The organism is Sediminibacterium sp. (genome assembly GCF_051860225.1).
GTDB lineage: Bacteria > Bacteroidota > Bacteroidia > Chitinophagales > Chitinophagaceae > Sediminibacterium.
The window spans coordinates 339,535-360,902 of sequence record NZ_JBHYEI010000001.1; the positions used below are offsets into that span (position 1 = coordinate 339,535).

The 21,368-nt window shown below is 36.7% G+C and carries 20 protein-coding genes; 13 read left to right on the forward strand and 7 right to left on the reverse strand.

Annotated features, from left to right (window positions below; translation table 11 throughout):
* Positions 1-15: 15 nt before the first annotated feature.
* Together ACTIEI_RS01345 and dnaB are read right to left on the reverse strand one after the other, a co-directional pair.
* A complete protein-coding gene (locus tag ACTIEI_RS01345) occupies positions 16-1,281 on the reverse strand; it encodes an alpha/beta fold hydrolase (protein WP_439504478.1) in 1,266 nt (421 codons plus the stop codon).
* A gap of 27 nt (positions 1,282-1,308) precedes the next feature.
* The gene (dnaB, locus tag ACTIEI_RS01350; RefSeq protein ID WP_439504479.1) at positions 1,309-2,865 is read right to left on the reverse strand and encodes a replicative DNA helicase; all 1,557 of its coding nucleotides are present in this window, start codon (positions 2,863-2,865) and stop codon (positions 1,309-1,311) included.
* Between the two features lie 369 nt (positions 2,866-3,234).
* Between dnaB and ACTIEI_RS01355 the strand changes: the two genes are divergently transcribed.
* The 8 genes from ACTIEI_RS01355 (at position 3,235) to rplS (ending at position 10,327) form a co-directional block, all read left to right on the forward strand.
* Positions 3,235-4,014, forward strand: coding sequence for a hemerythrin domain-containing protein (locus tag ACTIEI_RS01355; RefSeq protein ID WP_439504480.1), 780 nt, complete (start codon positions 3,235-3,237; stop codon positions 4,012-4,014).
* 24 nt (positions 4,015-4,038) lie between these two features.
* On the forward strand, positions 4,039-4,512 hold the full coding sequence (locus ACTIEI_RS01360) for an NAD(P)/FAD-dependent oxidoreductase (protein ID WP_439505531.1): 474 nt from the start codon (positions 4,039-4,041) through the stop codon (positions 4,510-4,512).
* 5 nt (positions 4,513-4,517) lie between these two features.
* Complete coding sequence (locus ACTIEI_RS01365) at positions 4,518-5,141, forward strand: NAD(P)/FAD-dependent oxidoreductase (RefSeq protein WP_439504481.1); 624 nt, start codon at positions 4,518-4,520, stop codon at positions 5,139-5,141.
* Between the two features lie 53 nt (positions 5,142-5,194).
* The gene (gene pheT, locus ACTIEI_RS01370) at positions 5,195-7,609 is read left to right on the forward strand and encodes a phenylalanine--tRNA ligase subunit beta (protein ID WP_439504482.1); all 2,415 of its coding nucleotides are present in this window, start codon (positions 5,195-5,197) and stop codon (positions 7,607-7,609) included.
* A gap of 16 nt (positions 7,610-7,625) precedes the next feature.
* Positions 7,626-7,913, forward strand: a complete 288-nt coding sequence (locus ACTIEI_RS01375) for a hypothetical protein (protein WP_439504483.1) — start codon at positions 7,626-7,628, stop codon at positions 7,911-7,913.
* 4 nt (positions 7,914-7,917) lie between these two features.
* Positions 7,918-8,214, forward strand: coding sequence for a cell division protein ZapA (locus ACTIEI_RS01380; RefSeq protein ID WP_439504484.1), 297 nt, complete (start codon positions 7,918-7,920; stop codon positions 8,212-8,214).
* Positions 8,215-8,341: 127 nt separating this feature from the next.
* Positions 8,342-9,907, forward strand: coding sequence for a ribonuclease Y (rny, locus tag ACTIEI_RS01385; protein ID WP_439504485.1), 1,566 nt, complete (start codon positions 8,342-8,344; stop codon positions 9,905-9,907).
* Positions 9,908-9,976: 69 nt separating this feature from the next.
* Positions 9,977-10,327 carry a 50S ribosomal protein L19 gene (gene rplS / locus ACTIEI_RS01390; RefSeq protein ID WP_439504486.1) on the forward strand — a complete coding sequence of 117 codons (351 nt, stop codon included), beginning with the start codon at positions 9,977-9,979 and terminating at the stop codon, positions 10,325-10,327.
* 51 nt (positions 10,328-10,378) lie between these two features.
* On the opposite strand, the gene ACTIEI_RS01395 is transcribed toward rplS, so the two are convergent.
* On the reverse strand, positions 10,379-10,855 hold the full coding sequence (locus ACTIEI_RS01395; protein WP_439504487.1) for a hypothetical protein: 477 nt from the start codon (positions 10,853-10,855) through the stop codon (positions 10,379-10,381).
* An 8-nt stretch (positions 10,856-10,863) separates the two neighbouring features.
* A complete protein-coding gene (locus tag ACTIEI_RS01400; RefSeq protein WP_439504488.1) occupies positions 10,864-12,588 on the reverse strand; it encodes a DUF3289 family protein in 1,725 nt (574 codons plus the stop codon).
* Positions 12,589-12,963: 375 nt separating this feature from the next.
* Here ACTIEI_RS01400 and ACTIEI_RS01405 point away from each other — a divergent pair, with 375 nt between their 5' ends.
* From ACTIEI_RS01405 to ACTIEI_RS01415, 3 genes are read left to right on the forward strand one after another with little or no spacing between them, the layout of a single operon-like run.
* Entirely contained in the window at positions 12,964-13,152 is a 189-nt protein-coding gene (locus tag ACTIEI_RS01405; protein ID WP_295190796.1) for a Sec-independent protein translocase subunit TatA/TatB, read from the forward strand.
* Positions 13,152-14,621 carry an Asp-tRNA(Asn)/Glu-tRNA(Gln) amidotransferase subunit GatA gene (gene gatA, locus ACTIEI_RS01410; RefSeq protein ID WP_439504489.1) on the forward strand — a complete coding sequence of 490 codons (1,470 nt, stop codon included), beginning with the start codon at positions 13,152-13,154 and terminating at the stop codon, positions 14,619-14,621. The genes ACTIEI_RS01405 and gatA overlap by 1 nt, the downstream gene beginning before the upstream one ends.
* Positions 14,618-15,649: a transglycosylase SLT domain-containing protein gene (locus ACTIEI_RS01415; protein WP_439504490.1), complete on the forward strand. Its 1,032-nt coding sequence runs from the start codon at positions 14,618-14,620 to the stop codon at positions 15,647-15,649. Before gatA ends, ACTIEI_RS01415 begins: the two co-directional genes overlap by 4 nt.
* Before the next feature lie 19 nt (positions 15,650-15,668).
* Here the strand turns inward: ACTIEI_RS01415 and ACTIEI_RS01420 are convergent, their stop codons facing one another.
* Entirely contained in the window at positions 15,669-16,142 is a 474-nt protein-coding gene (locus ACTIEI_RS01420; RefSeq protein WP_305267838.1) for a ribonuclease H-like YkuK family protein, read from the reverse strand.
* Between the two features lie 111 nt (positions 16,143-16,253).
* On the opposite strand from ACTIEI_RS01420, the gene ACTIEI_RS01425 reads away from it, so the two are divergent.
* Together ACTIEI_RS01425 and ACTIEI_RS01430 are read left to right on the forward strand one after the other, a co-directional pair.
* Complete coding sequence (locus ACTIEI_RS01425) at positions 16,254-18,044, forward strand: ABC transporter ATP-binding protein (RefSeq protein ID WP_439504491.1); 1,791 nt, start codon at positions 16,254-16,256, stop codon at positions 18,042-18,044.
* A 206-nt stretch (positions 18,045-18,250) separates the two neighbouring features.
* Positions 18,251-19,660: a hypothetical protein gene (locus tag ACTIEI_RS01430; RefSeq protein WP_439504492.1), complete on the forward strand. Its 1,410-nt coding sequence runs from the start codon at positions 18,251-18,253 to the stop codon at positions 19,658-19,660.
* On the opposite strand, the gene ACTIEI_RS01435 is transcribed toward ACTIEI_RS01430, so the two are convergent.
* The gene (locus tag ACTIEI_RS01435) at positions 19,661-20,821 is read right to left on the reverse strand and encodes an ATP-binding protein (protein WP_439504493.1); all 1,161 of its coding nucleotides are present in this window, start codon (positions 20,819-20,821) and stop codon (positions 19,661-19,663) included. It lies immediately after the preceding gene.
* A 62-nt stretch (positions 20,822-20,883) separates the two neighbouring features.
* On the reverse strand, positions 20,884-21,333 hold the full coding sequence (locus ACTIEI_RS01440; protein ID WP_439504494.1) for a DUF2721 domain-containing protein: 450 nt from the start codon (positions 21,331-21,333) through the stop codon (positions 20,884-20,886).
* Positions 21,334-21,368 lie beyond the last annotated feature (35 nt).

The following is a 21,368-nucleotide window of genomic DNA, read 5'->3' on the forward strand; positions in this document are numbered from 1 at the left end:
GAGTTGAAGTTTAAGCTATTTCAAAACTAGCACCATGATTCCTTCACTGGCAGCTTTTATTTTAGGCAAATAATAATGCTTGCCGTTATATAAAATATGTACAGGTTTAGTATCGTTGGGATCTAATAAAAAATCAATTCCATTCATGAATGGAATTGATTTAAAAGTTGGAATTAAATTACCAGTACTATTACCATCCCCATTTTCAAAAATGAAATGGGCAATTGCAGTTTTTGTTGCAGGAGAAATGGTTTCTGAAGCTAAATTAAGTCCGTCAATTGTTAATGAATCTCTTCCTGCTATAACGGCTCGATTACTACTAAAAATAGCCAACACTGATTGTTGATCATTAGAAGGCAAAGTATTTAACAACAAAGCAGTCATCCCAGTTTTTGGCAAAGCCCTTAAATAAACCAATGGATCATCTGTAGTAAAAGGTTCATGAAAATAATGTACCGTTCTTTGCCCGCCAGCAGGTTTTAAAACAAACTCATAAGCAACAGCTGCTTGTGCTTTAAAGGGCCCCCAATTTCCTTGCTGATCAGTATTATATTTAAAAATTGGCTTTTCATCCATTCTTTTCCCTCGGTTTAAACTGAAGCCATACACTTCTACAACAGCATTCGCTAAAGGGGTGTTTTCACCCATTAAACAAGCTTTACCGGCAATGATTGGTTGCTTTTTAATTTTAACCTTTTGTTGGTTGGTGATTGACGGATTAAAGAAATGAAACATTTCCCAAAAAGAAGCCTCACTTGTTGCAACTTCATAATGATCACTCTCTTTTTGTTGCACATTTAATGCCCCGGGTATATCACCTGCTTTCACTACTTTATCACCCAATGAATAGATATTCAGTGTACTAATTTGCCCGTTGTTACCAGCGGGTTTCGTTTGCTTACTACTTCCTATATGAACATATTTGGCCACTTTTAAAGCCCTATCAGCATCATTTAAATACCCATAGCCAACACCGCCTCCTGCAGAATGACCAACCAAATTAACCCGATTAGCTCCTGTATTAGCTAATACCATATTGATAAAAGAATCTAATTGATTGATGGTATTATTTTTTGCGCCAACACTATTCCAATCAAATACATGTAATTGAGATGGCAGATAGCCATTAGCAATGAAACGTTGAAATTGTGTTGAATAAGTATCCCCACTTCCTAAAAATCCATGTATAAATACTAGGGGTAATTTCTCTTCTGCATTTTGAGCAACAACTGGCTTAATTAAAATAAGCAACACGAAAAACAGCAAGCTATATTTCTTCATGCAATAGGGTAATAAATTTATTTAAAACTAGAAAGGTTGATCATTGTCTATTCCTTCATCAAAATCAGCTGAATTATTCATCTTACTGCCCTTTTGAATAAAGAAGGCTGTTTCCCCATTTCCTTGTGACATAGAAGAAGTACCCATAGATTTCCAATTACTAGGGCCTGGATCAACATCCATGTCCTCAAATTTTTGAATCTCCAATTTAGCACGCAACTTAATGGTTTCTAAAGAGCCATTCCTGTGTTTAGCTATTCTAATATGAGTTTCACCACTAATACTTTCTCCCATTTCATTATTATTTACCTCGTAATACTCAGGACGATAAATAAACATAACCATATCAGCATCTTGTTCAATAGCACCCGATTCACGAAGGTCACTCAATTGTGGCATTTTACTTTCCTTACGGGTTTCTACCGCACGGCTTAACTGGCTTAATGCAATGATGGGAACTTTTAACTCTTTAGCCAACGATTTTAAATTTCGAGAAATATTGCTGATCTCTTGTTCACGGTTTCCTCCCTTATCATTGCTTCCGCTCATTAATTGCAAATAGTCTATGATGATGATTCCTACATGATGTTTGTTCACCATTCTCCTAGCTTTGGCGCGAAACTCAAAAATATTCAGTGCAGCTGTATCATCAATAAACAAAGGGGCATTTTCTAATTTCTTTATCCCTTTACTATGCAGTTGTTGATATTCATGGTCTTCTAATTTACCACGACTAATTTTTTCCATTTTGATTTCACTCTCTGCACTCAAAATACGCTGCACCAACTGTGCTGCACTCATTTCAAGCGAGAAGAAACCTACTCCAACAGGTTTAGTAGGATGTAACGCTGCATTACGAGCAAGGTTCAAGGCAAAAGCAGTTTTACCCACAGAAGGACGAGCTGCTAAAATAATTAAATCGGTTGGCTGCCATCCATAAGTCACTTTATCTAACATACTAAAACCGCTAGGCACCCCAGAAATTTCATCTGTCTTAGTTCTAAGTTCATCAATACGAGTAATCGCTTCAATTAGCACACCGCCAATATCTTCAAAGTTTTTCTTTAAATAGTTATTAGTGATATTGAACATCTTGGTTTCAGACTCATCAAGTAAATCAAAAACATCTGTTCCTTCTTCGTAAGCATCTCCAATAATTTCACCGCTAATTTTAATCAACTCACGTTGAATAAATTTTTGCAAAACAATACGAGCGTGTGCATCAATATTTGCAGTAGATACAACAGAATTAGTTAGTTTGGTTACAAAATAAGGTCCCCCAACCAAATCTAATTTTTCTTGCATTTTCAATTCTTCTACCACCGTTAAAATATCGATTGGTATTGATTTTTGTTGCAAGCTTTGCATCGCAAGAAAAATATATCGATGTGCATCAACATAAAAACATTCTGGCTTAATGATTTCAGAGACGGTATCAAACGCACTTTTTTCTAACATCAATGCACCCAAAATCGCTTCCTCTAACTCCTTTGCTTGAGGAGGTATTTTCCCGTATACCATGGTACTCAAGTCTATGGCTGGTTTTCTTCTTTTTCTGTCTTTATTTAAACTAGTAATCTCCATTGGATTTTGTACTTATACTTTTAAAAAACCTGTTTTTAGTTCCCTACCTATGTTACCGAAACGTTAACAAACTAGTAAGGGGGAGCGAATATAATGGTATGGAATTGGTACTGGAAATTTTTTTGGGCTCTATTTATTCCACAGCCAATTCCCAGCTTATCCACAGCAAAACCCCTTGAATTCACACAAAGTACTAAGCTTATCCCCCATTTACAAAAGTTTTCCTCTATAATTTGAAGAAATTAACATTAGTAGGTTAACAAAGAAAAATTAAAAAAACAGGGTTGGTTTGAACGGAATGAATTAAGTATAAATACAGTTGGTAAAAACTTAGCCTAACTTTAAAGGGAATAGTCCAAAATATCCAAAATGAAACAACCCTATAATTACGATACTGTTAGTGAAGCATTAAATGACCTAGCAAAACGCGGCTTTACACACGACTTTAATATCCACGAAGAAGCTGATTGTTTAATCTGCACAAATACGATGACTCAGCTTTCACCTGAAGAATTTGAAATAGTAGAAACCTATCGTTTTGAAGGAGATACAGACCCTGCAGACGAGATGATTATTTTTGCCATTTCTTCTAGAAAACACAACCTTAAAGGAACCTTATTAAATGGCTATGGTATATATGCAGATTCATCTAATTCAAAGATTGTAGAAAAATTAGTTGAAAATACTGCAGCAGTAAAACCGATAAAACGAGCAACATTCTTGATACCTATTAGTCGAGAACACCACCATGGATTATTACTTTGTTGGAAAATAAAAACAGGTTTATCAAAAAGCATTTCCCCCTTAAGAATTAAAGCATATGCAGACTGGTTTTTTAAGTCTCATTTACTACCACATTTTGAACTAGAAGAAAAATTAGTTTTTCCCATATTAGGTAAAGACCATCCCTTGATTATTAAAGCATTGGATGATCATAAAAAATTAACAGCGTTATTTAACGATTCAACTGAAGTTGAAAAAGCATTAAAAGAAATAATGACCAATTTAGAAAGTCATATTCGATTTGAAGAAAGAGTAGTATTTAATCAAATACAAGCAATCGCTTCACCAGAAAATATTCAAAAAATAGAAGAACTGCATGCTACAGAAAAATTTATTGACAATACAACCGACCCATTTTGGAACTAACTACAAAAAAGAAAAATAATTGTAATAGGGGGTGGTTTTGCTGGAGTGCAGCTTATTAAAAATTTAGATGAAACCCTTTTTGATATTTTATTAATTGATAAGATTAATCACCATCAATTTCAACCATTATTTTACCAAGTAGCAGCTTCACAGTTAGAGCCAGCAAGCATTTCCTTCCCATTAAGAAATATATTCAAGAATAAAAAGAATCTTCAAATAAGACTAGCGGAAGTATTATCTGTAAACAAAAGAGAACACACTATTGACACATCAATAGGATCGTTCAATTACGATTTTTTAGTGCTTGCTGTTGGATGCACCACCAACTTTTTCGGGAACGAAACAATAAGACAACACAGTTTTACTTTAAAAACAACTAATGATGCAATTGAAATTCGAAATCATATTCTGCAAACATTTGAAAACATTATTTCCGCAGAAGACAATGATAAAGAAGCATTATTGAATTTAATCATTGTGGAAGCAGGGATACTTTAAATAGCATGAGTGAGCTTGCAAAAAAGACTTCTAGAAAATACCTAGGAGAAATGGGCGTTCACCTCATTACAGAAACATTTGTCAAGAATTATGATGGGCTTACACTTGAATTAAGTAATGGGAATACCCTACAATCAAAAACAGTTATTTGGGCAGCCGGGGTGATTGGTAACAAAATAGATGGATTACCCACAACTGCAATAAAACAAGGAAATAGAATAGCGGTTAATAGAAACAACTTAGTAGAGGACACGCAAAATATTTATGCCATTGGAGATATTGCTTTAATGGAGACCCTCAAGTATCCGAAGGGACATCCACAACTAGCCAATGTAGCCATTAATCAAGCGAAGAATTTAGCGAAAAACCTAAAACGCTTAATAAGGAATAAGCCGCAAAAAGAATTTGAATACACTGATCTGGGATCCATGGCTACTATTGGACGAAATAAAGCCGTAGTAGACTTACCGTTTTACCATTTCAAAGGATATTTTGCTTGGTTAGTTTGGATGTTCTTGCACCTAATGCTCATTTTAAGCGTAAGAAACAAACTCATCATTTTTATCAATTGGGTATGGGCTTATTTTACCAAAGACAGTTCTCTTAGATTGATATTAAAGCAGAAATAATCCACTTACGCCGAATACCTTAAATTCGCATTTTAAACCATCGTCGCTTTACTATGACTATCAGTTACAATTGGCTTTGTGAATATTTACCGGATGCAATAGAACCAGCTCAACTGTCTAAAATCCTTACTTCCATTGGTTTAGAAGTAGAGAGTTTAACACAGTATGAAAAAATTAAGGGGGGATTAGCGGGCGTGGTGATTGGAGAGGTATTAACCTGTGAGCAGCACCCTAATGCGGATAAACTAAAATTGACCACTATCAATATAGGTAAAGAAGCACCATTGAAAGTGGTTTGTGGCGCAGCCAATGTAGGAGTAGGACAAAAAGTAGCCGTAGCAACAATTGGTGCAACCATTTATCCAATATCAGGTGAACCCATGACCATGAAAGCCGCTAAAATTAGGGGTGAGGAAAGTCAGGGAATGATTTGCGCAGAAGATGAACTTGGATTGGGTTACAGCCATGATGGCATTATGGTATTGCCAAATAGTTTAACGCCAGGTACACCTGCAGCAGAATACTTTAAACCTTATTCGGATTATATTTTTGAAATTGGGCTTACGCCTAATCGTATGGATGCCATGAGTCATTTAGGCGTTGCGCGTGATGTGGCTGCTTACTTAACCCATCATCAAAAAGAAACCCGTGTTAAACAGCCTTATGCCAATGGATTCAAGGCTGATAACCAGGAGACTCCAATTAAAGTAACCGTTGAAAATACCCATGATTGCCCTAGGTATGCGGGAATAACTATTTCCGGAGTTACCGTTGCACCTTCTCCAGAATGGTTGGTCAATAAACTGACCGCTATTGGGGTAAGAAGCATCAACAATATTGTAGACATCACCAATTTTATTCTGCACGAAACAGGACAACCGCTTCATGCATTTGATTTGAAAGCCATCACCGGAAACGAAATCATTGTAAAAAATGTAGCAGCTGAAACAAAATTTACGACCCTAGACGAGAAAGAAAGAAGTTTACATGCAGAAGATTTAATGATTTGCAATGGCAATGAAAGCATGTGTATTGCAGGTGTTTTTGGAGGAAGCAAAAGTGGTGTAACAAACGAAACAACTGCTATCTTTTTAGAGAGTGCATGTTTCCATTCTACTACTATTCGCAAGACTTCTATGCGTCATGGCTTAAGAACCGATGCAGCCACGCGTTTTGAAAAAGGAATAGATATTTCAAACACCGTAAATGTATTAAAGCGTGCAGCCCTTCTAATTAAAGAGGTAGCAGGTGGAACCATTTCTTGTGATTTGATTGATGTTTACCCCAGTCCAAAACCAAAGACAACGGTCACCATCAAAAACCATTACCTTAAAAAATTAAGTGGAAAGAATTACCACGCAGATAAAGTAAAGCGCATTTTAACTTCATTGGGTTTTGTGATTGCCAAAGAAGGATTAGATGAGCTAATGGTGGAAGTGCCTTATAGCAAGCCAGATATCAGTATTCCGGCAGATATTGTTGAAGAAATTTTACGTATTGACGGCTTAGATAACGTGGAAATCCCAACCATGATTAGTATCAGCCCTTCGGTAGAAAAACTAGGCATCAAAGAAAACTTAAGAGAAAAAATAGCTTTGTTCTTAGTTGGGAAAGGATACACAGAAATACTTACAAACTCTATAACCAATAGTAAATATTTTGACGAAGCCACCGCGGCTAAAACGGTCAAAATGATGAATAACTTGAGTGCAGAGTTAGACGTCATGCGCCCATCTATGTTAGAGAGTGGGCTTGAAACCATTGCCTATAATGCAAATAGAAGAAATACCAATTTGCAATTATTTGAATTTGGGAAAACCTATTTAGTAGACGGGGAAGGTTTTAAAGAAGAAGAACATTTCTGCATTTTTGCAACAGGTAATAGCACAGAACAAGGATGGAGAAACAAAACTACTCCTATTGATATTTATGCCATGAAGGGATTGGCAACCGCTGTACTACAATGGTGCGGGCTACAAAATATCAGCATGGAAGAATCGGCCGAAAACCCTGATACCATTGCGATTTTTACCAATAAACAATTATTGGGGACCCTACAAATGGTGGGCAAAAACAAATTGAACCAATTTGATTTAAAGCAGCCAGTATTTATGCTAGACCTCCCTTTTGCACAATTGGTAAAAGCTGTACAAAAATTAAAAATAGTTTATAAAGAAGTCAACAAGTTTCCAGCTGTTCAACGTGATCTGGCATTGGTAGTAAGCAAACAAACCCGATACGAACAAATTGAGAAAGCAGTACAGGGGCTTAAAATAAATAAGCTACAGCAAATGAATTTGTTCGACGTATTCGAAAGCGATAAACTAGGTGCCGATAAAAAATCGATGGCAGTCAATTTTACTTTTTCAGACGACACCAAAACCCTAACAGATAACGAGATTGATGCAATGATGAATAAATTAATCAAGTGCTTTGAAAACGAAATAAATGCTGAAATCAGAAAATAACAACTAATTTTCTTCTATGTCTCAGCTGAATGAACATATTATAGAATTGCAAGAAAAACTGCAAACCCTATTGAAAGCTTATCGCCAAGTTCAAAAAGAGAACCAGCGATTAGAAACCGAGCTCAACAGTATGAAGCAATTACAAGCAAGTAATAACGCTGCTTTAAGTGTATTGGAACAAAAATTAGTTGCTGCAAGAATGAGTACGGGCAATTGGGATCCGGAAGAAAAACTTAAACTGCAAAAGAAAATAGACACTTACCTTAAAGAAATAGATAAATGCCTGGCGTTGCTGCACGCTTAATTTTATGTCTGAATTAATACCTGTAAATATTGTTGTTGCCGACCGAACTTACCGCTTAAAGATAGAGCCAGAAGATGAAGAAATGGTGCGCAAAACCGCTAATACCATCAACGAAAAAATAACAGAATTCAAAAGTAATTTCGCAGGTAAAGACACCCAAGACTATTTGGCCATGGTTTTGCTATGGTTTGCGACCGAACAAAAAGACAATGCAAAATTGGCTTTATTGGCAGACGAAACTTCTAAACAAATCAAAGAAATGGCTCAAACCATTGATAAAGCGTTGGAAGATCAACCTTAATTTCTATTCCTATTCTAAAATCTCCTATCTTCTTGTTATCTTCGTAACTAGTCAATTACTTATTATTATAAAATGAGGTTTGATCTGTTAAATAGAATTGTGAACGTTTTAAACACTTGCCAACAACATGGATCCAATAATTATTTCCATCATATCAGCTGTAGTAGCCCTTGTAGCGGGGATTATAGCGGGTAAAGTCATTTTTGCAAAAAACACTAAAAAACAAGTTGAAGAGGCCGAATTACAGGCACAATCGATCTTAAAAGAAGCTGAACTAAGAGCCGAAACCCTTAAAAAGGAGAAGCAATTAGAAGCAAAAGAAAGATTTGTACAGCTAAAGTCGGAACACGAGCGTGAAGTAAACGATCGGAACCGTAAAATTGGTGAAATAGAGAACCGCATCAAGCAAAAAGAGATTACAATTAACCAGAAAGAAGCCAGCATAGAAAAGCAGGTGAAAGAAAACGACGCGATTAAGGAAAACTTGAATCGTCAAATAGAACTGGTTAACAACAAGCGTACAGAGCTAGAAAAGCACCAAGAAGAACATATCCGCCGCTTAGAAAAAGTGGCTGGGTTAACTGCAGAAGATGCTAAAGCTCAGTTAATTGAAAGCTTAAAGCAAGAAGCACATACACAGGCATTGGCTTTACAGCAAGATATCATTGAAGACGCCAAGCAAAAAGCCAATAAAGAAGCGCGTAAGATTGTGATTCAATCTATTCAACGAACTGCTGCAGAGCACACTATTGAAAATACCGTAACCGTATTCAACTTAGAAACCGACGAAATCAAGGGTCAAATCATTGGTAGAGAAGGGCGTAATATCCGAGCAATTGAAGCGGCTACTGGAGTTGATTTAATTGTAGATGATACGCCAGAAGCTATTATCCTCAGCAGTTTTGATCCACTTAGAAGAGAAATTGCCCGCTTGAGTTTACAGCGTTTGGTATCAGATGGACGTATTCACCCAGCTCGTATTGAAGAAGTGGTAGAAAAAACCCGTCGCCAGCTAGAGGACCAAGTAATGGAAATTGGAGAGCGCACTGTGATAGAAATGGGTATCCATGGCTTACACAAAGAATTGATTAGAATTGTTGGTAAAATGCGTTTCCGTTCTTCTTATGGCCAAAACTTACTGATGCATAGCCGTGAAACAGCCAATTTATGTGGGATTATGGCTTCCGAGTTAGGCATGAACCCTAAACTGGCTAAAAGAGCTGGATTATTACACGATATAGGGAAAGTTCCTGATGAAGAAACCGAGTTGAGCCACGCATTATTAGGGGCTAAATTAGCCGAGAAATATGGCGAAAACCCTGCGGTAGTTAACGCAATTGGGGCTCACCACGACGAAATGGAAATGCTTTATGTGATTTCTCCAATCGTTCAGGCTTGCGATGCCATTAGTGGTGCAAGACCAGGTGCCAGAAGGGAAATTATGCAGCAATACCTGCAAAGAATCAAGGATTTAGAGAATCTTGCGCTGGCTTACCAAGGGGTAGAAAAAGCCTATGCAATTCAAGCGGGACGTGAGTTACGCGTGATTGTAGAAGCAGATAAAGTAAGCGATGTAGACAGCGATAAACTCAGTTTTGAAATAGCACAAAAAATACAAACAGAAATGACCTATCCAGGTCAAATTAGGGTAACGGTAATCAGGGAAAAGCGAGCAGTAAATGTAGCTCGATAGAAAATTCAGGAAAATTTGCATTTTTTAAAATATTCCCATTACCTTTGCCGTCCGATAAAAATAAATGTTATGCAGGCAGCAGTACAGTTTGTTCACGAACAATTAACCGCTAAGAAAGAATTACCTAGCTTCAAAGCTGGTGATAATATTACCGTTAACTATAAGATTGTAGAAGGTGGAAAAGAGCGTATCCAGTCTTTCCGCGGAGATGTTATTAAACTACAAGGTGTAGGAGCTACTGCTTCATTTACCGTACGTAAAATCTCTGATGGTGTAGGTGTTGAGCGTTTGTTCCCTATCCTTTCTCCAAATATTGAGTCAGTTATCTTGAACAAAAAAGGTAAAGTACGTCGTGCGAAGTTGTTTTACCTACGTGAAAGAAGCGGTAAGAGCGCTCGTATTAAAGAAAAACGTTTCTAGTAGAACGTTAAATTATAGAGAAAAGCGTCCCGATTTATCAGGGCGCTTTTTTTATTTAATATCCTCAACTATAATAATATCATTTGATTTTGGGTAAATTTTTTCGCCTGATTTATACTTGTAAATATATTGGTGTTTGCCGCCTTTTTCAATAATGTATTCCCATATAAGATCATTTTCATGAGAATATCTGTCAATATCTTTTCTGTTCATTTTTAAGTGACTCAGATTTGTAATTTTAGATTCTTTATAGAAAAGAAAGTAGAAATTTAATGTGCTATCAAAATTCTTTGTTTTGAAATAGTCAACATACTCTTTAATCAAAGAATCTCTGTCGCTTTCTTTAACAGATTCATCTACAACATAGTATCTCAGTTGGTTAATCGTATGTTTACTCGCATTTATGAATGTGTCGTTATGATTAAAAAAATCTAGCTCTTTTATGTTTTTAAATGATGGATTCTTTTCATAATTAGTACAACTTATGATAAAAAAAAATATGAGAATGGATGAAAGAATTTTTTTCATAGCTAATTTCAAAGTTGAGAATAAATCTTTTCCTTAACGGTAATAACAGTTTTAAATGGGACATAATCAAGAGTTCTTTGTAAAATCCACCAAGATGAAAAACCGCCATGATAAAACTGATATTTTAAAACATCAGTTTTATCAATCCCAAAGTGATCAAATATTGTAATTGTTACTTCAGCACTCCAACTTCCTGATGCCCCCATTTGGAATTTATCTATATGAATATCTGTAGATTCTGTATCATTTATCAAAATCTGTAACCCGTGAAATTTATTGAATAAGCCATTAAATTTTGGTCGATAAGTCAAATTTAACTCTGAAATAGAATTTAAATTACCACCAGTTTCCCTTAGTTTATCATTTAACTCCTTGCCAAACTTTTTGATATAGTTTATCATGGCACTGCTTTGAGCTACTTTAGCATTAAGTAAAGGATTGGTGTATTCACCTCCTGTTCTATCTTTAAATTTTTGAATCATTTCATCTGCAACAGATTTTAATTGAAAATCAAAAAATGTACAAGCATGAAAAAGATCCTTCATCTGATTAAAATGCCATTCTTTAGGCATTATTGGATATAAATTTAAAATCCCAGTAGTATTGCCGTCTGTCCCATGAAGCATATCCTCAATATTTGGCTGTGTTCGACGAGATTTAGCAATTAGTCTCCCTGGTGGGGTTAAGCTTCCATTTCCTGGATCTACTTCATCTGATAGGCTAACCCCATTATTGATTATTGGCTCATCGGGAGCATCATATGGTTGCTCTGGATAATTAAATGGATAATCATAACTATATACCACAAATGGTAACCAACCACTTGTTCCATCACAAGCATTATTTTGTTTTATTTGTTGGAATGAATTAGGAAGTGATGCCTGTGATGGTGGGCCTTCGCATGGAATTGGTGGGAGATCTGATCCTCCATTGTTATTTCCACCCCCAGATGAGCCTCCGCCCTCTGATCCGCCTCCTATATCCCCATAATTAAACCCTAACCAAGTAAAGTCCCCACCGTTTAAATCCTGAGTCCAGCCACAAATTGGGGTAGCTCGTAAGTAACATAATCCACAATTATTTAGGTAATCACAAGAATTTCCACAATACCAAGGAGTACCACATATGTAAAAATCAAGACAAACTAAATTCTCTATGTCTGACCCTAGGATTCCGTTAATTGAAATTGTATTTTTAACTAAAATTCCTAGCTTTCTATTATTGGTACTTCGAGTTGAAGGCGATGTAAATAAATTATTATCCTTAATAGTAAATTCTTTATGTCCAAATGTCCTGTAATCAAGCATCATAAAAAACAATGCATGTCTTTCCGCAGTAGAATCTACAGATGTTGATCCATGAGTTTTGTTTTTATACTGCCAATCGCTAATATAGTTTATTGTTGTATCAGAAATTGCAGCTTTAACAACCATTACTGCGTTTACATTATTTTCATCTTCTTTCACAAATGGTATATAATATGTATCCTCTATAACCTTTGAAGGATTGGAACTTGATTGAACGTAACTAGAATTACGAATTCTTGATACGTTTACGGTGCCTGTTGCTTTGAACATTTTATCCCATAATGGGTAACCTATGCGCTTAACTGTCTCTTCTACAAAATGGGATTTACTGTTTCTGCGCTTTACAAATTCGAGAATTGCATTTTCTTCTACTCTCAAACTTCGATGAAACGCAAAAAATTTACTTTCCACTGATTCTGTTTTCATTGGTTTTTCGACAATGAGCATATCAGTTTTACGGCAGGATACAAATACAATGGTAACAACTAAAACTATAAGCGCACTCCAATTAATTATTTGTATCAACCGTTACGAATTCACACATCTATATCGAAAAATTCAGGTGCATATGATGTTGGGGGAGCATTTATGAGCAGGAATTACTACAAAAATGTTTTAACTGAATTGTAATTGGGATTTATCATTCATTTTGAAAATTTCCAAATAAAAGTAAATATTTTTTAATATCAAATACTTTTGGGAAAATATTGAGCTAAATACATGTTACATTCAACTTATTTATCAGAAATTAGTTGCAGAGCCTGCTATTTATCTTAACTTTACTTCATTAAAATAAACACTATGGGAAGTTTAGGTTTTCAGGAATTACTGATCATTGGTATCGTAGTCCTAGTTTTATTTGGTGGTAGAAAAATTCCTGAGTTCATGAGAGGTCTTGGTAAAGGTATCCGTGAATTTAACGACGCCAAGAACAACGTGAAGAAAGAATTAGAAGAAGGCATTAAAGAAAAAGACAGCACAACCGCGTAATGTTTGGTTTTACTACAATCAAAGCATTTCATACAGCATTGCAAAACGGCCAAACCACTTGTGTGGAGGCCGTTCTTTTTTATACTAAGGCCATCGCTGAAAATGCACACTTAAATGCATTTTTAGAAGTGTATGAAACCGAAGCACTAGAAAGAGCTAAGCAGTTAGATGCAGCAGCAGCCAATGGCGTGCTAACAGGTCCATTACACGGAGTAGTAGTGGGACTTAAAGATGTGATTGCCCATAAAGGGCATACCCTAACTGCCAGCTCAAAAATGTTGGGCAATTTTGAATCGGTTTACAACGCCACAGCTACTCAAAAATTATTAGACGCAGGAGCCATTATTATTGGCCGACAAAACTGCGATGAATTTGCCATGGGGAGCAGCAATGAAAATTCTGCATTTGGCCCCGTGCGCAATGCAGCCGATACCAATAAAGTTTCAGGAGGTTCTTCGGGGGGATCGGCAGTTGCCGTTCAAGCCGGACTCTGCATGATTAGCCTGGGCAGCGATACGGGTGGATCGGTAAGACAGCCAGCAGATTTTTGTGGCGTAGTGGGCATCAAACCAAGCTATGGCAGAATTTCTCGCTATGGATTGATTGCCTATGCGTCTTCCTTTGATCAGATAGGTATTTTTTCTAACACTGTTGAAGATGCAGCATTGGTTTTGGAAGTAATTGCAGGGGCAGATGAATATGACAGCACGGTTTCAGAACTTCCTGTTGAACAATACAGCCAAGCAGTTGCAAGTGGCATAGCCAATCTTGCAAGCGACTCGCATGGCAACCCTAAAAAATACAAGCTCGCTTATTTTAAAGAAGCATTGTATCATCCTTCTTTAGACCCAGCCATACAAGCACAAATATTATCTTTCATACAAAGCATGCAAGCAGCAGGGCATACCGTTGAAGCCATTGATTTTAATTTATTGGAATATGTGGTGCCCACTTATTATGTATTAACCACTGCAGAAGCATCCAGCAATTTATCTCGATACGATGGCGTGCGCTTTGGACATAGAACCAACAAAGAAGGAATTGATTTAACCGAAATGTATAAAGCTTCTCGCTCAGAAGGATTTGGCGAAGAAGTAAAAAGAAGAATATTACTCGGCACATTCGTGTTAAGCGAAGGATTTTTTGATGCTTATTTTACCAAGGCACAACAAGTTCGTCAACTGCTGAAACAACGCACCGACGCTATTTTCAGCGAATACGATGCCATACTCTCTCCAACTGTTCCAGCCACCGCATTCAATATTGGAGAAAAATCGGACGATCCTATTGAAATGTTCTTGGCAGATATTTATACCGTGTACCCCAACCTAGTAGGTATCCCCGCTATATCCATTCCCTTGTTTAAACATCCCAATGGAATGCCCTTTGGTTTGCAACTCATGACGCGTTCTTTTGATGAAATGAATCTATTACAGTTGAGTGCTCAATTGATGGAGCTTAAATCATGAAAAACTGCAGTTATAATCCACCTATAATAAAACAAACGGGCTTAGGTTTTTTAAATCGAGCGCTTTTCTTGGCGGCAATTTTTTGTTTAATATCGATAGCATTATCCGCACAAAAAGACAGCACCACCGATAAGTTTGGTTTTAAATCACTCTTCAAAAATAAGTTTGATGCATCCAAGCCTTATGCCGCACAACTCAATCCCAGAGCGGTTTCCTTTGTACAAGAATACATGCGCAAGCATACCAAGTCGTTAGAAAAAATGAAGCTATGGGGTAAGCCTTATTTTGATTTATACGATGGAGTACTGACACAATATGGCATACCTAAAGAGATGAAATACCTCAGTGTAATTGAAAGTAATTTAGGTGCAGGGGTGGTTTCTTGGGCGGGTGCTGCAGGCCCTTGGCAAATCATGGATTTTGAAGCCAAGCGTTTTGGATTAAGTGTGCGCAACCCCGATGAACGCATGGATTACAATAAGAGCACCCATGTTGCTGCTAAAATAATGCGTGAATTATTTGCGCAGTTTAACGATTGGCTTTTAGTAGTAGCTGGCTACAATGGAGGTGCAGGAAGGGTTAGACAAGCCATCAAAAAAACAGGCAGCAGAGATTTTTGGCAATTGCAATACCATTTACCCGAAGAAACGCGCAACCATGTAAAGAAATTTATTGCAACACATTATGTAATGGAAGGGGGGGGTGGATGGACAACTATGACTGCTGCTGAAACCAAATACCAAAAAGAAAATACCCCACAAAGCGGGAATACATCATTACTTAGCGCAGAAGAGCTGGCTAACTCAACTGAAATTTTGATAGCTGGAAGGTATCAATCGTTAATACTAGCAAACGAACTGAGTATCGATATACAACAGTTTAATCGTTGGAACCCTGGATTTGAAAAAACCTTGGCTTCGGGAAAAGAATACACCATGCGCCTTCCTAATGAGAAAGCAGCATTGTTTCAAGCTAAGAAACAAGCCATATTAGGAGCTTCACTTAGGGCATTGCTAGGCAGCAATTAAACACAGTGCACGGTCGCATTTAGTTCACAGCTTTATCAGCACAACAACTGCTCGCAAATGCATCAGGCTTGGCTTTGAAGGCAAATCCCATTCCCAAAATATAACCCATGGCTTCGCGCAACGCATCATTGCTTTTAAACATAGGATTCGTATTAATGTCTGCATGCACTTCCATTTCAATATGGTGCTCAATAAATAATGGACAAAGCTCATAGGCAATTTCAATGCTCTTGGCCACTTCGGTTAGCATACGCTCTTTTAAATGATACCGCTGTTTTGTTTTTTCGTTGTGGATGTACATGAAGCCTCCACTATGTTCTCTCAAAAAAACAATCACGGTTGCAAACTCCGTGTCTTCGCCTTTTACTTGGCTGTCGGTACCAATACAAACTTTCAATTTAGTGCCATTTGCAGCTTCTCTTTTAATGGCTTCTTCTACTGCATCTTTGATGGGTAAGATGATGTTTTCTCCATTGAATTTTCTCCAACGCATAAAATAGGGTTTTCTGAAGTTACCAATTAAAAGCCCTATTACCCGTTAAACAAGATGATCTTATTATTAACAGCGGTGGATAAGGCCTCAAATGGTAACTTTGCGCTAACCATGAAACTACTGTTACAATACCTGAAACCCTATAAATGGCTGATTGGACTAGCCTTGTTATTGGCAGCCATTAACCAGAGCTTTAGCATGCTCGATCCCTATTTTTTCGGAAAGCTATTAGACCAATATGGCATGCACCCATTGCAAACAGGCTATTTTAATGAGCAAAAACAATTTGTTGCAACAGGCACGCGTACCGAATCAGAATTTATTTGGGGCGTTCTAGGGTTTTTAGGCATCTTGATTAGTGTAGCCATGATCTCTAGAATTGCCAAAGCATTTCAAGATTATTTTAGCAATGTAATTGTACAAAAATTTGGAGCAAAAATTTTTACGGATGGATTAAAGCATTCGATGCAGTTGCCTTATCAAGAATTTGAAGACCAACGAAGTGGCGAGACCTTATCGATTCTATCTAAAGTAAGAACCGATACAGAACGATTCATTATTGCCTTCATCAATGTACTCTTCAGCATATTAGTAGGCATTGTATTTATATCGGTTTATTCATTCCGATTGCATTGGAGCATCATGCCCATTTATGCAGTAGGCATTGTATTTCTTTCTTTGCTTACTAGCTTTTTAAGCAAGCGCATCAAGGCCATCCAAAAAGATATTGTAAAAGAAACCACCACCCTAGCAGGCACAACCACAGAGAGTTTGCGCAATATTGAACTGGTAAAAAGTTTGGGATTAACCGAACAAGAAATTGGGAGGCTTAATAAAAATACTTACAAAATATTAGGACTTGAATTACGTAAAGTAAAGAGCATTCGTTCTTTAAGTTTTGTACAAGGCACATTTGTAAACTTACTTAGACAAATCATCATGTTCACTTTGTTGTGGTTAGTGTTCCAAGGAAAACTCACCGCAGGAGAAGTAATGACATTAACTTTTTACTCTTTCTTTATTTTTGGACCATTACAAGAAATAGGAAATATTATTCTAAGCTATCGCGAAGCAGAAGCATCCTTGAATAATTTTCATAACCTGATGCAAAAGCCATCAGAACCCAAACCTGCAAATCCCAAGGCAATTGGCGCAATTAATGATTTGTCCTTTAAAGACATCCGATTCAAACACCAGTCGGCCAGTTTTCATGCACTCGATGGCATATCGTTCCAAGTAAAAAAGGGCGAGACAATAGCTTTTGTAGGCCCATCAGGTGCAGGCAAAAGTACCTTAGTCAAATTGCTCGTGGGACTATACCATACGCAAGAAGGATCAGTAGAATACAATGGAGTTCATGGGCATGAAATAGACATGGAAGAACTTCGTAACCAAATTGGATTTGTAACACAGGATACCCAATTGTTTGCAGGTACTTTAAAAGAGAATTTATTGTTTGTGGCGCCCAATTCCAGTGACGAAGAAATAAAAGCCGCATTGCATAAAGCCAGTTGCGATAATTTATTGGCCAAGGCCGATAAAGGCATCGACTCATTAATCGGCGAAAGTGGATTGAAGCTCAGTGGTGGAGAAAAACAACGATTGTCGATCGCCCGCGCCTTAATCAGGCAACCCAAACTATTAATTTTTGACGAAGCTACTTCAGCCTTGGATAGTATTACCGAAGAAGAAATTACCAATACCATTCGATCTATTTCGGCATTAAAGGAACAGATCACCATTATGATTGCGCACCGCTTAAGCACCATCATGCATGCCGATCGAATTTATGTGCTAGAAAAAGGCAAAGTGGTAGAAACTGGTAGTCATGCAGAACTCTTAACTGAGAAGGGTTTATACTATGCTATGTGGCGTCAACAAATTGGGGAGAGGAAGGGGTAGGTTATTGGAAGATTAGAAAAAACCAACCACTTCAAAGTGCAATCCCCCCCCGGAAATGACACTCGTCAGTGGCTGGCTGATTTGTCAAAATCTAATACAAGGTAAACATCTAAGATTCTCCGACTAGTAAAAAAGGTAAAGGAACCGATTACCAAATAGGTTATTTCCTATATTTTGCAGTGTATTTGGACCAAATCCTGCGAAAAGTGAAAAAACTACTTGTTTTGTTATTAGGACTATTTATGTCTGGAAGCATTTTTGCAGCAGAATTAGATAGCGTATTAACAGTAAAAAATTCCCCTTTCTTTAAAGACTTACTAAATAAAAAAGATCCTATACAACCCTTGAGGTCGCCCAAATTTGGATTTATCAATCCGCAACACAAGGATTTAAAAAGACGTACATTTCAAATTTTTACCCTTCAACAAAGGCTTTATTTACACTTTAATGGATCGGGATTATTGTACCAATTAGACAATCCCAACGACTCCATCTTAACATTTAAGCGAATAGACGATACCGAAAATTATAATTATAATCTTGAAGCCTTTTTATTTACGCATGGTAATGAGATTTATAATATTGGGGGATATGGTTATTGGAGAACCAGCGGAACGCTTAGAAAATATAATAACAAAGACTTTGAGTGGGATGCAGAACCTGTTGACCAAGAAATTCATATGCCGTATGCCGATCAATTAGGAACATTTGGTCAATTAGCTTGGTTTAATACTCATACCCAGCACTTATATATTCCATATCAGCGGATCATTAATGAAGGAGTTAAAACTAACAAAGAGGATGAGCAGTATGAAAAAAAAGTGTACCGTTTAGACTTAAAAACCAAAACATGGAAAAAGCTAGGGAAAACCCATCCCGATTATTTTGAATTATTGCAAAACACAAAATGGGTATTACCCACCGACTCTGGTCAACTCATTTGTTTTAATCATAAAGTGTATCAAATCAATTTTGAAGAAAATACTATTAAAGAAAATGATGATCCAAGTCTTATGCAAAGCTTAGAAAGAATCAATTATGACCACGTAGCTTATTATCATAACCAAACCATCTATTATCTGAATGGAAAAACGCAGCAGTATGATTCTGTAAAAGTTCGTTCAGCAAGTTTTGAGAAATCCGATTTCAAGGTTTGGAAGAAAAGTAATACTGGAACAATATTGGGCATTGCACCCATTTTTATCATACTAGCTGCTGCAGCTGCCAGAAAAAGAGAAGCTAAGAAAAAACGAGCTGAAGTATTGGAAAGCGCTCAGCAACAAAAGCCAATTGGGGCTGCTGTAAAAATAAAGTTCAATCAAACAGAACGTCAATTGCTAAGGCTTTTATTAGACAAATCCAAGCAAAACGAAACCACTAACATCACAGAGATCAATTATGCTTTGGGCATTAAAGACAAAAATATAGGTCTTCAAAAAAAGGTTAGGAGCGATGTAATGAACAGCATCAATGAAAAGTTCAACTTTTTACAGGAAGATGATACCGACCTTATTTGTAATCTAAGAAGTCAAGAGGACAAGCGCTACTTTGAATACTTTATAGATAAGAGCAATATTGAATTGCTAGAAATTATGTTGAAAGAGGGGGACGATTAATTACATAATGGACCCATCCCATAATTTTTCTAAGAAGATTTTCCACGGCATTACTGTGATATCACCTATTTGTCTTTCTAGAGGGTCATTACTTACCACAATTAAATTTTTAACTTTGTATTCCTCTGCAAACGCTTTAAGTCCTTTTAAATGGCGGGTTTGAACATTATCTGTCCCTTTTACTTCAACAGCAACTTCATGGTCGCCTAAAATAAAATCAACTTCAATTTGTGAAGTAGTTCTCCAATATGAAATTGGGTAATTTTTATCAGAGTAATTGCTGTGTGCATACAACTCTTGGTAGATGAAATGCTCAAATGCATTTCCGAATGACTCACTGCCCATTACAATTCTACCACGTTTCAATAAGTTATTTGCTATACCTATATCAAAATAATAAAACTTAGGGGCCACAATAACTCTTCGTTTGGGCTTTTTCTGAAAAGCAGGCACGAATCGACCAATCAATGTATCTACTAAAATTTGAAAATACTCTTTCACAGTCGTATGACTAACGCCACATTCAGTTGCGATATTAGTGTAGTTAACCATTTCTCCATTTGAAAAAGCAGCAGCTTCTAAAAACTGTGTGAAAGCATTGATATTTCTAATTTTTGCCTCGGCAATAATTTCATCTTTTAAATAATTACCTATATAAGCATCTATTAACTTTTTGGGATTATCTGATAAATAATGCCTTGGCAATAACCCATTGTTTAAAGCTTTAATTAAATCGAATTCTGGAATTTCTGATTGTAATAATGGATATAGTTCGTAACGAAGTGCCCTGCCCCCTAATAAATTTGAACCAGCTCTTATAATTTTTCTAGGACTAGATCCACTCAATATAAACTGAATCGAATGATTGACTATTAGCCAATGTATTTCATCTAGTAATTCAGGAATTTTTTGAATTTCATCAACAATTACAATATTTCTTGTTTCACTTGCTAAGATGGTTTCTCTAAACTGTGAAGGGTTTGCTTGATATCTTCTATAAACGTCAGATTTAAGTAAATCAAACCATATAGCATTGGGAAAAAGCGATTTCAATAAGGTACTTTTCCCCGTTTGACGGGCACCCCATAAGAAAAGGCTTTCTTTACCAGCCCCCTCAAATACCTGCTTTCGTGTGAACATATGCCAAATATTTACTTTCATTTTTCATGATATTTGAAAGCAATACTTTCAAATATCATGTTTTTTGAAGGTTAAATATACAACTAATCTTTGTCTTTATCAAACTTGCTCTTGATGTATTCGATAACAGTAGGGTCTTCTAACCCCTCCATATCACTTAATTCCAATTCAAGGGCTTTAGTACTGAGCTGAATCTCCCAAAGCGAAATGGCTAAAGAACAAGAAAAACTTAATAAGCTAAAAGCAAAAACCCAGTGACTCATGACCATCCATTCTATGTAAATAAAATACATACAGATAATGCAGCTTAAAAATGCCATTACCCCTAATGCCTGCATTTGCTTGATGAGCTTGATCCGAAATCGTAGGTTTTTAATTTGAGCATGAACCACTACATTATTTTGGGTTTTATTGTATTCACTGTGTAAACTTCTTACCCTGGTTGCCAATGCTAAAAATCGATTGGTATACGCCAACATAATTAAGCTAATTGCAGGGAATAAAAGTGCAGGAGTGTTGATGCTTATGTCCATAGAGTTTAAATTTAAGCAATAAACACAAACGCACC

Excerpts from the sequence above, each read along its gene's own strand:
- ACTIEI_RS01425 (WP_439504491.1), top strand. The coding sequence starts at position 16,254 with ATGAAACTACTGTTACAATACCTGAAACCCTATAAATGGCTGATTGGA.
- pheT (WP_439504482.1), top strand. The coding sequence starts at position 5,195 with ATGACTATCAGTTACAATTGGCTTTGTGAATATTTACCGGATGCAATA.
- rny (WP_439504485.1), top strand. The coding sequence starts at position 8,342 with ATGGATCCAATAATTATTTCCATCATATCAGCTGTAGTAGCCCTTGTA.
- ACTIEI_RS01405 (WP_295190796.1), top strand. The coding sequence starts at position 12,964 with ATGGGAAGTTTAGGTTTTCAGGAATTACTGATCATTGGTATCGTAGTC.
- ACTIEI_RS01365 (WP_439504481.1), top strand. The coding sequence starts at position 4,518 with ATGAGTGAGCTTGCAAAAAAGACTTCTAGAAAATACCTAGGAGAAATG.
- ACTIEI_RS01375 (WP_439504483.1), top strand. The coding sequence starts at position 7,626 with ATGTCTCAGCTGAATGAACATATTATAGAATTGCAAGAAAAACTGCAA.
- ACTIEI_RS01345 (WP_439504478.1), bottom strand. The coding sequence starts at position 1,281 with ATGAAGAAATATAGCTTGCTGTTTTTCGTGTTGCTTATTTTAATTAAG.
- ACTIEI_RS01440 (WP_439504494.1), bottom strand. The coding sequence starts at position 21,333 with ATGGACATAAGCATCAACACTCCTGCACTTTTATTCCCTGCAATTAGC.
- ACTIEI_RS01420 (WP_305267838.1), bottom strand. The coding sequence starts at position 16,142 with ATGCGTTGGAGAAAATTCAATGGAGAAAACATCATCTTACCCATCAAA.
- ACTIEI_RS01400 (WP_439504488.1), bottom strand. The coding sequence starts at position 12,588 with ATGAAAACAGAATCAGTGGAAAGTAAATTTTTTGCGTTTCATCGAAGT.
- ACTIEI_RS01380 (WP_439504484.1), top strand. The coding sequence starts at position 7,918 with ATGTCTGAATTAATACCTGTAAATATTGTTGTTGCCGACCGAACTTAC.
- rplS (WP_439504486.1), top strand. The coding sequence starts at position 9,977 with ATGCAGGCAGCAGTACAGTTTGTTCACGAACAATTAACCGCTAAGAAA.
- ACTIEI_RS01395 (WP_439504487.1), bottom strand. The coding sequence starts at position 10,855 with ATGAAAAAAATTCTTTCATCCATTCTCATATTTTTTTTTATCATAAGT.
- ACTIEI_RS01415 (WP_439504490.1), top strand. The coding sequence starts at position 14,618 with ATGAAAAACTGCAGTTATAATCCACCTATAATAAAACAAACGGGCTTA.
- gatA (WP_439504489.1), top strand. The coding sequence starts at position 13,152 with ATGTTTGGTTTTACTACAATCAAAGCATTTCATACAGCATTGCAAAAC.
- ACTIEI_RS01355 (WP_439504480.1), top strand. The coding sequence starts at position 3,235 with ATGAAACAACCCTATAATTACGATACTGTTAGTGAAGCATTAAATGAC.
- dnaB (WP_439504479.1), bottom strand. The coding sequence starts at position 2,865 with ATGGAGATTACTAGTTTAAATAAAGACAGAAAAAGAAGAAAACCAGCC.
- ACTIEI_RS01435 (WP_439504493.1), bottom strand. The coding sequence starts at position 20,821 with ATGAAAGTAAATATTTGGCATATGTTCACACGAAAGCAGGTATTTGAG.